Origin of the sequence: Edaphosphingomonas laterariae, from assembly GCF_900188165.1 — a bacterium.
GTDB classification, from domain to species: Bacteria; Pseudomonadota; Alphaproteobacteria; order Sphingomonadales; family Sphingomonadaceae; genus Sphingomonas_E; species Sphingomonas_E laterariae.
This window is the reverse complement of sequence record NZ_FZOS01000003.1, coordinates 37,793-51,529: the sequence shown is the minus strand read 5'-3', so window position 1 is coordinate 51,529 and position 13,737 is coordinate 37,793. Positions and strand designations below refer to the sequence as shown.

Annotated in this window: 15 protein-coding genes; 7 read left to right on the top strand and 8 right to left on the bottom strand. The window is 65.0% G+C overall.

The window, feature by feature from the left end; genetic code table 11:
• Nucleotides 1-93: 93 nt before the first annotated feature.
• The 3 genes from CHB74_RS04115 to CHB74_RS04105 form a co-directional block, all read right to left on the bottom strand.
• Nucleotides 94-408 carry a hypothetical protein gene (locus tag CHB74_RS04115; RefSeq protein WP_089218354.1) on the bottom strand — a complete coding sequence of 105 codons (315 nt, stop codon included), beginning with the start codon at nt 406-408 and terminating at the stop codon, nt 94-96.
• Between the two features lie 311 nt (nt 409-719).
• Entirely contained in the window at nt 720-1,187 is a 468-nt protein-coding gene (locus tag CHB74_RS04110) for a peptidylprolyl isomerase (protein ID WP_218821382.1), read from the bottom strand.
• Nucleotides 1,188-1,230: 43 nt separating this feature from the next.
• On the bottom strand, nt 1,231-2,259 hold the full coding sequence (locus CHB74_RS04105) for an LLM class flavin-dependent oxidoreductase (protein WP_089218352.1): 1,029 nt from the start codon (nt 2,257-2,259) through the stop codon (nt 1,231-1,233).
• 68 nt (nt 2,260-2,327) lie between these two features.
• Here CHB74_RS04105 and CHB74_RS04100 point away from each other — a divergent pair, with 68 nt between their 5' ends.
• From CHB74_RS04100 to CHB74_RS04090, 3 genes are all read left to right on the top strand, one after another.
• A complete protein-coding gene (locus tag CHB74_RS04100; protein WP_089218351.1) occupies nt 2,328-3,875 on the top strand; it encodes a DHA2 family efflux MFS transporter permease subunit in 1,548 nt (515 codons plus the stop codon).
• A 159-nt stretch (nt 3,876-4,034) separates the two neighbouring features.
• The gene (gene mgtE / locus CHB74_RS04095; protein WP_089218350.1) at nt 4,035-5,444 is read left to right on the top strand and encodes a magnesium transporter; all 1,410 of its coding nucleotides are present in this window, start codon (nt 4,035-4,037) and stop codon (nt 5,442-5,444) included.
• Between the two features lie 104 nt (nt 5,445-5,548).
• On the top strand, nt 5,549-6,004 hold the full coding sequence (locus CHB74_RS04090) for a DUF1489 domain-containing protein (protein WP_089218349.1): 456 nt from the start codon (nt 5,549-5,551) through the stop codon (nt 6,002-6,004).
• Nucleotides 6,005-6,059: 55 nt separating this feature from the next.
• Here the strand turns inward: CHB74_RS04090 and CHB74_RS04085 are convergent, their stop codons facing one another.
• Nucleotides 6,060-6,791: a head GIN domain-containing protein gene (locus CHB74_RS04085; protein WP_089218348.1), complete on the bottom strand. Its 732-nt coding sequence runs from the start codon at nt 6,789-6,791 to the stop codon at nt 6,060-6,062.
• 96 nt (nt 6,792-6,887) lie between these two features.
• Nucleotides 6,888-7,508 carry a nuclear transport factor 2 family protein gene (locus CHB74_RS04080; RefSeq protein ID WP_089218347.1) on the bottom strand — a complete coding sequence of 207 codons (621 nt, stop codon included), beginning with the start codon at nt 7,506-7,508 and terminating at the stop codon, nt 6,888-6,890.
• Nucleotides 7,509-7,605: 97 nt separating this feature from the next.
• On the opposite strand from CHB74_RS04080, the gene CHB74_RS04075 reads away from it, so the two are divergent.
• On the top strand, nt 7,606-8,271 hold the full coding sequence (locus tag CHB74_RS04075) for a DUF4893 domain-containing protein (protein WP_281253520.1): 666 nt from the start codon (nt 7,606-7,608) through the stop codon (nt 8,269-8,271).
• Between the two features lie 4 nt (nt 8,272-8,275).
• Here the strand turns inward: CHB74_RS04075 and CHB74_RS04070 are convergent, their stop codons facing one another.
• Nucleotides 8,276-9,013: a phosphocholine cytidylyltransferase family protein gene (locus CHB74_RS04070; RefSeq protein WP_089218346.1), complete on the bottom strand. Its 738-nt coding sequence runs from the start codon at nt 9,011-9,013 to the stop codon at nt 8,276-8,278.
• 126 nt (nt 9,014-9,139) lie between these two features.
• On the opposite strand from CHB74_RS04070, the gene CHB74_RS04065 reads away from it, so the two are divergent.
• Nucleotides 9,140-9,931: a nucleotidyltransferase family protein gene (locus CHB74_RS04065; protein ID WP_089218345.1), complete on the top strand. Its 792-nt coding sequence runs from the start codon at nt 9,140-9,142 to the stop codon at nt 9,929-9,931.
• Between the two features lie 8 nt (nt 9,932-9,939).
• On the opposite strand, the gene CHB74_RS04060 is transcribed toward CHB74_RS04065, so the two are convergent.
• On the bottom strand, nt 9,940-10,236 hold the full coding sequence (locus CHB74_RS04060; RefSeq protein ID WP_089218344.1) for an antibiotic biosynthesis monooxygenase family protein: 297 nt from the start codon (nt 10,234-10,236) through the stop codon (nt 9,940-9,942).
• Nucleotides 10,237-10,515: 279 nt separating this feature from the next.
• Complete coding sequence (locus CHB74_RS04055) at nt 10,516-12,204, bottom strand: thiamine pyrophosphate-binding protein (RefSeq protein WP_089218343.1); 1,689 nt, start codon at nt 12,202-12,204, stop codon at nt 10,516-10,518.
• Nucleotides 12,205-12,363: 159 nt separating this feature from the next.
• Between CHB74_RS04055 and CHB74_RS04050 the strand changes: the two genes are divergently transcribed.
• The gene (locus tag CHB74_RS04050; RefSeq protein WP_089218342.1) at nt 12,364-13,074 is read left to right on the top strand and encodes a CoA transferase subunit A; all 711 of its coding nucleotides are present in this window, start codon (nt 12,364-12,366) and stop codon (nt 13,072-13,074) included.
• Nucleotides 13,074-13,724, top strand: a complete 651-nt coding sequence (locus tag CHB74_RS04045) for a CoA transferase subunit B (RefSeq protein ID WP_089218514.1) — start codon at nt 13,074-13,076, stop codon at nt 13,722-13,724. The genes CHB74_RS04050 and CHB74_RS04045 overlap by 1 nt, the downstream gene beginning before the upstream one ends.
• Nucleotides 13,725-13,737: the final 13 nt, after the last annotated feature.

Sequence of the window (13,737 nt, the reverse complement as noted above, 5' to 3'; positions counted from 1 at the left end):
ACGGCCGACACCGTCCGCTTTCAGAATCAACGCCCCGTCCACGCCGTGACCGAAAGGCAGGGTCTAGCGGTCAGCCGAATGCACGGCGACCAATCAGAAGATTGCCGAGAGAACCTCCGTTCCCGCGCTTTTTAGTAGCGGCTCGTTTCTCTTCTGCACCTCAGCGCCGACACGGTTGGCAAATTTCATGTATGTGGCTTTATCTCTGTCGCCCAGAGCGGTGCAGACCTGCGCAAGCTCATCTGAGGAAAGTGTGCCCCAAGCGCTGACGAGGTTCCGCTCCCATTCACGATGATGGCGCTCAACGGCAGCGTCGATGGCTTTCGAAAGTGCGTCACCTGCTGATGATCCGCCACGCTGCGCAGCGATGGCGGCGGTCTGGGTCCGCTTCGCAACCGCCTCCAGCATCGACCGAAATTGCTCTTTAGGTTGCAAAGCACTCACGACGCCTTGAGCATCGAGAGACGCGCACTTAGGCGCTGAACCGCAACCAGTTAGGGCGTATGTGGCGGCAAGCAATAGGACGGCGCGGTACATGGAGGAAAGACTTGGCACGCCACCGTTAAGTGCGGCTTAAGGCGGCGCCTCGAATGTCAACTCCGTCCGCGTGTCCCGACGGGCAGCTTTAAGCGCCCCCCTACGGAAAACGCCCCGCCCGGCCACAGCCGAACGGGGCGTCCTCAAAAAGCCCGGCGTGCGGCCGGAGCTCGATCGGCCGATCAGGCGTCGGCGGCGATCTTCGCCTTGACGATCTTGCCCGGCGTGCGCGGCGGCTCGCCCTTGGGCAGCGCGTCGACATGCTCCATGCCTTCGCTCACGACGCCCCACACCGTGTACTGGCGGTCGAGGAAGGTCGCGTCGTCGAAGCAGATGAAGAACTGGCTGTTCGCGCTGTTCGGGTTCTGCGCGCGCGCCATCGAGCAGACGCCACGGACGTGCGGCTCGGCGTTGAATTCGGCCTTCAGGTCCGGCCGGTCCGAACCGCCCATGCCGGTGCCGGTCGGATCGCCACCCTGCGCCATGAAGCCGTCGATCACGCGGTGGAACACCACGCCGTCATAGAAGCCCTCGCGGACCAGTTCCTTGATCCGCTCGACATGGCCCGGCGCCAGATCGGGGCGAAGCTGGATCACGACGTCGCCGCCGCTGTCGAGCGAAAGGATCAGGGTGTTCTCGGCATCGGCCATGATGGTCTCCTGGGAAATAGGCCTTGGAAATGATTAGGCCCAACTACGCGGCGGCGGCGATATCCGCCAGCCCATATTCGGCGGCGATCAGCGCGTAGCTGCGCCGCCGCGCCGCATGGTCGGACATGATGTTGACCAGCATTACCTCGTCCGCGCCATATTCGTCGGCCACCGCATCCACCTGGGCGCGCACGTCGGCCGGCGTGCCAAGGATCGTGCGGCGCTGGCGGCGATGCCCGTCGCCATGTTCGGCAAGCCAGGCGAGCGCCTTGTCCATCGGCGGCACCGCGATCAGCTCGCCCCGGAACAGATGGGCGAACATCATCGCCGCCGGCGCGGCCAATTGGGTCGCCTCCTCTGCCGTCGGCGCGGCGATCGCCCAGCTCGCCACCATCACATGCGGCGCGTCGAGCCAGCGCGACGGTTTGAAGTTGCGCCGATATTGTTCGGCCATTTCGGCGCCCGCCGGGTTGATGAAATCGGCGAAGCAATAAGGCAGCCCGCTGCCCGCCGCCCAGATCGCCGAATCCATCGACGATCCCAACAGCCATGGATCGGGCGATCCCTGCCCGCCCGACGGCAGGCTTGCCACCAGCGGCGCGAAGGCATGATCCTCGGGCATCGTATCCGAAAGATAAGCGAGCAATTCGGCCAGATTCTGCGGAAAATCGTCCGAAGGCATCCGGCGTGACCGGTCCCGCTGCAGGGCATAAGCGGTGCGCCCGTCCGTTCCCGGCGCACGGCCCAGCCCCAAATCGATCCGCCCCGGCGCCAGCGCGGCCAGCATGCGGAAGGTTTCCGCCACCTTGAAGGGCGAGAAATGCGGCAGCATGATCCCGCCCGATCCGACACGGATGCGTTCCGTGGCCAGCGCCACCGGCCCGATCAGCGCCTCGGGCGCGACGCCGGCGATCCCGGGCGAGGCATGATGTTCGGCCAGCCAGTAGCGATGATAACCCAGCTTATCGGCGGCGCGCGCCAGATCGAGCGTGTTGGCAAGCGCGTCGGCCGCAGTGGAACCTTCGGCAATCGGCGACTGGTCCAGAACGGACAGGCGATAGGATCGGGTCATAGATGGACCATATGGGTATTCCGTAGCGGGTTGAAACCCTTGTCCACCGGGTCTAGCGGCGATCTGTCATGGAAGCCCACGCCTCGGCCCCGCAGGCCCTGCCCTCACCCGCCAAGCGGCTGGCGATCACCATCACGGTGATGGCCGCCACGCTGATGCAGGTGCTCGATTCCACCATCGCCAACGTGGCGCTGCCGCATATGCAGGCGTCGCTGGGCGCCACCCAGGAATCGATCGCCTGGGTGCTCACCTCCTACATCATCGCCGTCGCCATCGCGACGCCGGTGACGGGCTGGCTCGAATCGCGCTTCGGCCGGCGCGAACTGTTCACCGCCTCGGTGATCGGCTTCACGGTCGCCTCCGCCGCCTGCGGCCTGGCGCCGACGCTGGAAACGATGGTCGCCGCGCGCATCCTGCAGGGCGTGTTCGGCGCCTTCATCGGCCCGCTCACCCAGGCCGCGATGCTCGACAGCTATCCGAAGGAAAAGCACGCCCAGGCACTCACCATCTGGGGCATGGGGGTGATGATCGCGCCGATCATGGGCCCGGTGCTTGGCGGCTGGCTGACCGATCAGTGGAACTGGCGCTGGGTGTTCTTCATCAACGTGCCCTTCGGCATCGTCACCGCCATCGCCTGCTGGGTGCTGCTGTCCTCGGCCCGGCTGCAGAAGACGGCGCTCGACATCACCGGCTTCATCCTGATTTCGATGATGCTCGTCGGTTTCCAGCTCATGCTCGATCGCGGCACGCATCTCGACTGGTTCGAATCGACCGAGATCATCATCGAATGCGCAATCTTCGTGATCGGCCTGTGGATGTATATCGTCCACAGCGCCACCACCGCGCACCCGCTGATCCCCCTCGGCCTGTTCCGCGATCGCAACTTCATGGTCGCCAACCTGTTCATGTTCCTGGCCAGCGGCGTCAGCATCGCGGGTTCGGCGCTGATGGCGCCCATGCTGCAAACCCTGCTCGGCTATGATGCCTATGGAGCGGGCCTGCTGGTGGCGCCGCGCGGCGCGGCGATGATGCTGTCGATGTTGCTGGCCGGCATCCTCGCCAAGCATGTCGACGGGCGGATCATGATCGGCTTCGGCCTCGCGCTCATCGCGATCTCGCAGATGATGATGGCGGGTTTCGATCTCGACATGGGGTCGGGGCCGATCATCTGGTCCGGCGTGATCCAGGGCCTCGGCACCGGTTTCGTCGTGCTCTCGCTCAACCTGCTCGCCTTCGCCACGCTCGCCCCGCATCTGCGCACCGAAGGCGCGGCGCTCTACAGCCTGTCGCGTAATATCGGCTCGTCGGTGGCAATCTCGGTGTTGTCGGCATTGCTCGCCCGCAATGTCCAGGTCAGCCATTCGGACCTGTCGGCGCATGTCACCGCTTCGTCCCTGCCCTTCGTCACCCCGGCGGTGATCGAAAAGCTGGGCGCCCAAGGCGCCGATCTTCTGCGCCTGATCGATAGCGAGGTGAACCGCCAGGCGCTGATGATCGCCTATATCGACGATTATTGGCTGATGGGCTGGGCGGTGGTCGTGCTTCTGCCCTTCGTGCTCCTGATGCGCAGCGCCAAGCCGCAGCCGGGGGCCGAACCGCCACCGATGATGGAATAGGCACGATCCCGCGATCGCCACAAAAACCGCGATCGCGGGCAAAGGCCCCGCCCCGCCCGCCGATTTTCGCGTGAATGAAGGCATTCTGCAGGCTGACAGCGGCCGCTTGCCCGCCTAGAAAGCAGCCGAATCCAAGACGCGCGCCAAAGGTGGGGACCGATGAGCGAAACCGAAATCGATCCCGCGCACGCCGAAGCGATCGTCGAAACCAATCTCGACGAGGATGATCGGCTGAAGCCGGAATTCGTCACCGCCGTCCTCACCCATGTCGAGGCGGGCGACGATGAAGGCACGCGCGCGCTCGTCGCCCCGCTCCACCCGGCCGATATCGCCGATCTGTTCGAACTGGTGCCGGGCGAAATGCGCCGCCCGCTCGCCGCCGCCATTGCCGACATGCTCGACGGCGACGTGCTGTCGGAAATGAACGAATGGGTGCGCGAGGAGCTGATCGACGCGCTCGCCCCGCACGAAGTGGCCGAAATCGCCACCCAGCTCGAAACCGACGATGCCGTCGCGATCATCGAGGAACTGGAGGAGGATGAGCAACGCGCCGTCCTCCGCGCGATGGAGCCGGACGATCGCGCCGCGATCGAGGAAGCGCTTAGCTACCCGGAGGAATCCGCCGGCCGCCTGATGCAGCGCGATCTGATCGCGGTGCCCGAACATTGGACGGTGGGCGACGTCCTCGATTATCTCCGCTCGAACGAGGATCTGACCACCGATTTCTGGGAAATCTTCGTGGTCGACGGGCGTCACCATCCGGTCGGCACCTGCAATCTCAGCTGGATCCTCCGCACGCCCCGCGCGATCGCCGTCGCCGATGTGATGAAGCGCGAACAGACGCTGATCCCGGTCGACATGGATCAGGAGGAAGTGGCCCTCCGCTTCCAGAAATATGCGTTGATCTCGGCCGCCGTGGTCGATCAGTCGGGCCGCCTCGTCGGCATGATCACGGTCGACGATATCGTCCACATCATTCAGGAAGAAGCGGGCGAGGATATCCTCCGCCTGTCCGGCGCGGGCGACGACGATATCAACCAGCCAGTGGTCGACAGCTACAAGGCGCGCGTCCGCTGGCTGCTCGCCAATCTGCTGACGGCGCTGGTCGCCTCCACCATCATCGGCATCTTCGAAGGCACGATCGCCAAGATGGTGGCGCTCGCCACGCTGATGCCCATCGTCGCCGGCGTCGGCGGCAATGCCGGCACGCAAACCATGGCCGTCACCGTGCGCGCCATCGCCACCAATCAGCTCACCCAGTCCAACACGGTGCGCGCCATCGTCCGCGAAATCCGGATCGCGCTGCTCAACGGCCTCACCGTCGCGGCGGTCATCGGCTGCGGCGTGGCGATCGTCTTCGCCAATCCGGCACTGGGCGCGGTGATCGCTGCCGCCATGCTCACCAACATCGTCATTGCCGGCCTGTCCGGCGTGCTCGTGCCGGTCGCGCTCGATCGCATGGATGTCGATCCGGCGGTGTCCTCATCCATCTTCGTCACAATGACGACGGACTCCATGGGATTCCTTGCTTTTCTTGGCCTCGCCACGGCTGCCGGGCTCGCCGGCTAGAGCACCCGGCCACGCACCTTTGCAGTCGCGCCGTCTGCTCGACTTCGTTTTGCACAGGCTTGTTTCGGCATCCGTCGCCGCTACATCGGCAATGCCATCGCGCCATGGCGCCCGGCCTTCGTCGGGACGGCGCGGTCAATTCAGGTAAGCGGTTCGTGACACTCCATCTCACCAAGATCGCCGTCGGCTGTTCCAGCCTCGACATTCTCGATGAACGGATCGCCGCGCGCGCGGGCGGCGGCACGGTCGCGATCCACACCCGATACCGCCCCAAGCGCGCCGAAGAACTGGTCGGCGGCTCGCTCTACTGGATCATCGCACACCGCCTCGTCGCGCGACAGGCGATCCTCGGTTTCGAAGAAGCCGAAGGCGGCCGCTGCATCATCCGCGTCGCAGCCCGCCTCATCCCCGTCCGCGCCCGCCCCAAGCGCGCCCATCAGGGCTGGCGCTACCTGGAAGCCAAGGACGCCCCCGACGATTTTGGCGACGGCGGCGATACCGACATCTCGGCCATGCCCAAGGCCCTCGCCGACGAATTGTCGGCGCTGTCCTTGATCTAGAAGGCCGGCGACACCGTTTCGCGAAGCCGCCGGTTATCCCCAATTTGCCTTAAGCTTAGCCGCAGCGCGCGTCGCCGGACCCCAGCTTGCGGACGCTGCATTTGGCGCCGCCGGTGATCGTGGCGTTGCCCGATCCGATCAGCGTCACCGATGCGGTCTGGCGCACGCCAAGGCTGGTGTCGCCCGATCCGGCGGTGGTGATCGACGCCGCGTCGCTGGTCAGGCCGGCGCCTTCGATATTGCCCGATCCCGCGATCGAGCTGCTCACCTTCTGCGCGGTGCCGGTGATCGTGATGTCGCCCGATCCCGCGATCGAAAGGTCCACCGTCTCGGCTTCCAGCGCGCCCACGGCCAGATCGCCCGATCCCGCCACCGAACCGCTGAACGCCCGGCCCTTCACCCGGTCGATGCGCATGTCGCCCGATCCCGCGATCGCGGCCTCGGCCAGCTGCGGCAAGGTCACCGTCACCTTGGCGGCACCCTTGGGGCCGTTGGTGTTCCAGCTGTCCTTCTTGCGCTTCACGCGCAGCTCGTTGTCGACGACCACGATCTCCATGCGGTCGAGCACCGCATCGTCGCCCTCGGCGCGCACGGACGCCGCCGGGCCGACGCGCACCGTTACGTCGTCGGGCCCTTCCAGCGAAATCTTGTCGAACCCGGTCAGCGCATATTGGCGGCTGCCGGCGGTGCCGGCCTTGCCGGTTTCGCTATGGCTAACCTCCGCCTGGCCGATGTCTCCGCATCCCGCCAGCACCACCAGGGGCATGATAAGCAAGCCAAAACGCATTCCGAAGCCTCCTGCCGTATTAATACAGCAATACAGAAGTCGGAGGACCGCTGCAACCCCCGCCGGCAGTGCCGACCAGACGATCCACCGCGCGCCTTACCGCACCCGGATCCGAGGGTCCGGCGCGCCGCGCCGCATGCGGTTCAGGAATTCGCCGATCGGCGCGGGCGCCGCCACCTCGGGTTCGTCCTCCTTAGGCGGGTTGGCCCAGAAATCCTTCCACGACGGCCACAGCGCATGGAAGCTGCCTTCATAAGGCTCGCGGCCCGGCCAGCGCATCTTCATGTCGCCGATCGGCGGCTTGTTGAGATCGGTGGCGTACCAGTAGCAGGGCAACCGCCGGCGGAAATACCACACGCCGTCGATCCGCTCATAATTGTCCCAGTAGAGCATCTGCATGATCACCCATTCCGGGCCCGTCTCATGCTCGTTCTTGGAATAGACGACGCCATGGGCGTGATCGGCATCGTCGAACTCGATCACATGGTTGCCCACATGGTGCGAGGTGCCGGTGAACTGCAGGCGAAGCGTGTCATCCAGCCAGCGCTTCAGATGGCCCCGCCCCACCTTTTCGCGGCTGACGCGAATATCGGGCGCGAACAGGCCGACATGCGCGTCGAGATCGCGCATATCCAGCGACAGCGAGTATTTGGAGACGAGCTGGCGGATGGCGTCGGTCGATTCCAGCCGGTCGATCCGGGCTTCCAGGTCAGTCATCGGCTTGTGTCTCCTGCGCTTTATGGGAACAGTATCGGCGGACGAGCGTCGACAGTCACGACTGGCGTTGCCGCGAATGCGGACGGGCGTCTAGGGTGTGGATGTTGCGCTGGAGGACTATCGCTTGCTGAATTGCGCCAGATGGCCATTTTGGGCCGCACTGCTGAGCCTGCTTGCGGGTTGCGCATCAAGCGGCGATCGGGCGGATGCCGCCACGGCACCGTCACCCGCGAACTGGCGAAGCCTTGCCACGGTGAACGACCGCGAACGCATCCGCACCTGGCGCGATGCCTGGGTGAAGGCCACCGCCCAGATCAACGCCGCCGGCGAAGGCGCGAAGCTACCCCCGCTCGGCCCGCTGATGCAGCCCGATGCCGCGCTTGCCAATCCCGGCCTGCCGCCGGGCGCCTATTCCTGCAAGATCTACAAGCTCGGCACGCGCCAGGCCGACGGCCCCGTGTTCCGCGTGTCCCAACCCTTCACCTGCCGTGTCGCGCAGGAGGGCGACATGCTGAGCCTGAGCAAGCTGGGCGGCGTCCAGAAGCCGGTCGGCTTCCTGTTTCCGGGCGACGACAGCCGGATGATCTTCCTGGGCACGATGATGCTGGGCGACGAACAGCGCGCGCTGGATTATGGCCGCGACCCCGAACGCGACATGGCCGGCGCGCTCGAACGGATCGCGCCCCAAAGGTGGCGGCTGATCCTGCCCTTCCCGCACTGGGAATCGACGCTCGACGTGATGGAACTGGTGCCGAAAGCCTGACTCCTCAGCCGCGTTCGGCGCGCCATTTCGCGGTCAGGATCTGCGCCGCCTCAAGATCGGGCATGAAATCCACTTCCTGCCATTCGAGGCCGTGGATCGACGTGGTGGACACGATATCGAGCGGCGCAAGCTGATCGATCAGCTTGAGATACCAGCTGGAAACCCCTTCCGGCCCGTGCATCAGTGCATCAACCGCATCAACGAAGACCTGCGGCCCCTGCCCGCGAAACGCCAGGAAGCCGATCGACTCGGCGTTGCATTCGGTGATCGTCTTGCCGATGCGCAGCAGGCGATCGCCATCGCGCAGCACCTTCATGTCATCATCGTCATAAGCGGGCTTTTCATCGACCGTGACGGTGATGGGCGCGGTCGCCCCCGCGATCACCTTGCGGACGATATCCGGGCCGATCAGCGTGTCGCCGTTGAGGATCAGGAAATCCTCCTTCATCTCCTCGCGCGCCATCCACACCGATCCGGTATTGTCGGCGACGTGGTAGAAGGGGTTGTAGAGCGTCCGCGTCTTGCCATCGGCACGCGCCGCGACCAGCGCATCGACCAGATCGGAACGGAAGCCGGTGACAATCACCGCTTCTTCCACACCGCCGGCATACAGGGCATCCAATTGCCATTCGAGCAGCGTCTTGCCCGAACAATCGAGCAGGCATTTCGGCCGGTTTTCGGTGAGCGGCAACAGGCGGGAGCCCTTGCCCGCGCTCAGGATGACGGCCTTGCGAATGCTCATGATCGGATCGTGCTTCTCGAAAAATATGGGGGATCGAGCCAGCGCCTATCGGCTGCAATCGTGACTTTTCCGGGGCGAACGCTATAGCCTCGCCTTTCCAATATCATCGCAAGGCGCAACGGCGGCGTGAACGAACAAGGCAAGTGGACCGCGATCCTGCTGGCGGGATCGCGCCCCGGTGGAGACCCCTTCGCCGAACAGCATGGCGAACGGTTCAAGGCGCGCGTGCCGATCGCCGGCGAAGCGATGATCGCCCATGTCGTCCGCACGCTGGCCGCCGTCGATCGCATCGGCCGCATCGTCATCCTGTCGCAAGAGCCCGAAGCAGTGATTGCCGGCGATCTGGGCTGGATCGGCGAGCATCCGAAGGTCGCGCTCAAGACGAGCGGCCAGGGGATTTCGCGGAGCATCGCCGATATCGCCGGCACTGCGGCCGCGCCATGGCCCGTGCTGATCGCGACCGCCGACCATCCGCTTCTTGCACCATCCGACGTCGAGCTGTTCCTGAATGGCGTGGGCGATGCCGACGTTGCCGTGGCAATGGTGCCGCAGCATGTGCTGCTGGCCGCTTATCCCGACAACAAGCGTACCTGGCTGCGGTTCAGCGACGGCGGCTTCACCGGCGCCAACCTATTCGGGCTTACCGGGCCCAACGTGTCCGCCGTTCTGGATCTGTGGGCCAACGCGGAAAAGGATCGCAAGGCCGCGCGCAAGCTGATGCTCCGCTTCGGCCCCTGCCTCGCCATCCGCGCGCTCACCCGCACCATCACGCTGGCCAGCGCGCTGGCAACCGCTGGCAAGCGGCTGGGGGTGAAGGTGCGCCCCGTGCTGCTCGATCGCGCCGAGGCGGGAATCGACGTCGACAAGGCAAGCGACTACGCGCTCGCCTCAAGCATATTGGAACGGCAGAACGGCTAAAGCGAGGTTCAGTCGCCGAGGATCAGCGTCATATGTTCGACGCGCGGCGGCTTGGCGAAGCATGGGCCGGCGAGCTTGCGCCATTCCAGAAATGCATCCGAATTGCGGAAGCCGACCATATGATCGTCCACCGTTGCCCAGCGGACGAGCAGCCGGAAACGGTGCGGATGCTCGATCGAACGCGTCACCTTCATCCCCAGGCAGCCCGGCGAACCGAGAAAATAGCGCGATGCTTCGCCGATAACGGCTTCGAAATCGGCTTCCTTGCCGGGCAGGATATCGATTTCGGCGAGTTCGAGGATCATGGCCGTAACCTTAGCCCAGCGTGGCGTAACAAGCGAGTGCGATCGTCGCGCCTGCGCAATGGATCGGCCGGCTGTGGCTGCCGTGCATCGGGGCCGCATGCATTCTATGTCGTTACTGGCACGGTCCGGCGACGTTACCCGTAAATTTAACCCGCAAGCAGTTTACATCAGCGAAAGTAGGGCGCAGAAACTGCATATGACTTAACCCGTTACCCGTCAGGGTCGCGGAGAAGCGCTCGGCGGATCAACCGCCGAGCGCTTCTTTCATTTCTGGCTATGCTATTTGTGGCTGGCGCGCAGGCCGCTGATCGTTGCCGCCGGCCCGATCTGTTCAATATCGGTCTTGAGGTGGAGCAGCGCGACACCTGTCTGCTCCTTGGCGCGGGCCAGCGCCGGGCCGAATTCCGCCGTCTCGGTCACCGTCTCCGCCCAGGCACCATAGGCGCGGGCCAGCGCGGCGAAATCGGGGTTGGCGAGGTCCGTGCCCGAAATCCGCGCCGGATAGCGCTTTTCCTGATGCATGCGGATGGTGCCGTAACTGCCATTGTCGATCACCAGGATCAGCATCTTGAGGCCATAACGGACGGCGGTCGCCAGTTCCTGCCCGTTCATCAGGAAACAGCCATCCCCCGCCAGCACGACAACCTGCCGCTGCGGCGCGCGCAAGGCGGCGGCGACGCCCGCTGGCAACCCATAGCCCATCGAGCCGGCGGTCGGCGCAAGCTGGCTGACCGGCCCGGCATAATGCCAGAAGCGATGCCACCAGCTGGAGAAATTGCCCGCCCCATTGCAGATGATGCTGTCCGCCGGCAGCTGATCGCGCATCATCGCGACACACTGGCCGAGATCGAGGCGCTGGCCATTGGGCGCGGGCGTTGCCCAGGCTTCCCATTCGGCATGCGCCTCCCGCCCCGAAGCGAAGCGCGGAAACACCTTGCTGGAAGGCATGCCCGCCTCCCCCACCCGGTAGAGCGCGGTTTCCAGCGCGAGGGCGAAGCTGTTGACGCCCGCGCAGATCGCGAGATCGGTCGCAAAGACGCTGCCCAACTCATTGGGATCGGGGTGAATATGGATCAGCTTCTGCCCCGGATGATCGGGCGTGATCAGCGTATAGCCATCGGTTGTCGCCTCTCCGAGACGCGGGCCCACGACGAGCAGCAGGTCCGCCGCGCGCACCCGGTCCAGCAGCTTGGGATTGGGGCCATAGCCAAGGTTGCCGGCATAGACCGCACATTCATTGGCAATCGCATCCTGCCGGCGGAAGGCGACTGCGACGGGCAGTCCCCACGCTTCGGCAACCTTGGCGAAGCTGCGCGCGGCCGTATCCGTCCAGCCCGCCCCGCCGACGATCGCCACCGGGTTCTTCGCCTCCGCCAGCAGATCGGCGACCTGCGCGATGGTGCCGGCTGCCACCGCCTGGCTCGGCCGTTCGACGCGGGGACGGTCGGTGGCGTCGGCCAGATCGGTCAGCATGTCCTCCGGCAGTGCCAGCACGACCGGGCCGGGCCGTCCCGACATCGCCACCGCATAGGCCCGCGCGACATATTCGGGGATGCGGGCGGCATCGTCGATCCGTGACGCCCATTTGGCGATCGGCGAGAACATCGCCGTGAAATCGATTTCCTGAAACGCCTCGCGATCGCGATCGCCGCGCGCAACATCGCCAATGAACAGGATCATCGGCGTCGAATCCTGCATCGCCGTGTGCACTCCGATCGACGCGTTGGTGGCCCCCGGCCCGCGCGTGACGAAGGCGATACCCGGCCGCCCCTTCATCGCGCCATCGGCTTCGGCCATGAAGCCGACGCCGCCTTCCTGCCGCGCGACGATCAGGTCGATCTCCGGCGTGTCGTGCAACGCATCGAGCACGGCCAGATAGGATTCGCCGGGAACGCAGAAGATGCGGTCACAGCCTTGGGCGAGGAGGGCGTCGACAAGGATGCGACCGCCGGTGCGCTGATTGCTCATTGCGCATTCATAGCGGGGGCGGATCGACGGAAAAAGGCCCCTCCCGGCGACGCATCCGGCGTGCGCGGTTGCGTCGGGCGTAATCGGAACGCGCTTTGATTGACGGCCCTCCCCGTGGCCATCTATTTGCGCAGTCATACACCCTTAGCGGAGAGGGGAATGGCGAAAAAAATTTATCCCGACGCGGCAGCGGCGCTGGAAGGCCTGCTGTTCGACGGCATGACGATCGCAGCCGGCGGCTTCGGCCTGTGCGGCATTCCCGAACGGTTGATCGATGCGATCCAGGCATCGGGCGTGAAGGGCCTGACGGTCGCGTCCAACAATGCCGGCATCGACAATGAGGGGCTGGGCAAGCTGCTGCGCACCCGCCAGATCGCCAAGATGATCTCGTCCTATGTGGGCGAGAACAAGGAGTTCGAGCGGCAATATCTCGCCGGCGAACTGGAGGTTGAGTTCTGCCCGCAAGGCACGCTGGCCGAACGGATGCGCGCGGGCGGAGCCGGCATCCCCGGTTTCTACACCAAAACCGGCGTCGGCACGCTGGTGGCCGAGGGCAAGGAACTCAAGGAGTTCGACGGCGAAACCTATGTGCTCGAGCGCGGCATTCGTGCCGACCTGTCGATCATCAAGGGCTGGAAGGCGGACGAAGCGGGCAATCTCATCTTCCGCAAGACCGCGCGCAACTTCAACCAGCCGGCGGCGACGTCGGGCAGGATCTGCGTGGCGGAGGTAGAGGAGATCGTGCCGGTCGGCAGCCTCGACCCCGACTGCATCCACGTGCCGAGCATCTATGTGAAGCGTCTCGTGCTGGGCGCGCCATATGACAAGAAGATCGAGTTCCGCACCGTGCGGACGCGGGAGACGGCATGATGGCCCAGGACAGCAAAGGGTGGGATCGCAACGCAATGGCCGCGCGCGCGGCCAAGGAATTGCAGGACGGCTTCTACGTCAATCTCGGCATCGGCATCCCGACCCTGGTGGCGAACAACATCCCGGCCGGCATGGAAGTCACGCTCCAGTCGGAAAACGGGATGCTCGGCATCGGCCCCTTCCCTTATGACGACGAGGTCGATGCGGATCTGATCAACGCCGGCAAGCAGACGATCAGCCAGTTGCCGCAATCCTCTTATTTTTCGAGCGCGGACAGCTTTGCTATGATCCGCGGCGGGCATATCGACCTGACCGTGCTCGGCGCGATGGAAGTCGCCGAAAATGGCGACATCGCCAACTGGATGATCCCCGGCAAGATGATCAAGGGCATGGGCGGGGCGATGGATCTCGTCGCCGGCGTGAAGAAGATCATCGTGGTGATGGAACATAACGCCAAGGATGGCAGCCCGAAGTTCATCCCGGCCTGCACCTTGCCGCTGACCGGCAAGAATGTGGTCGACATGATCGTCACCGATCTCGCCGTGTTCCAGCGCCCCGATCATCAATCGCCGTTCCGGCTGATCGAGCTGGCGCCGGGCGTCACCGCCGAGGAAGTGGCCGCCAAGACGACGGCGCATTATCTGAGCTGAACATAAAGCCCCG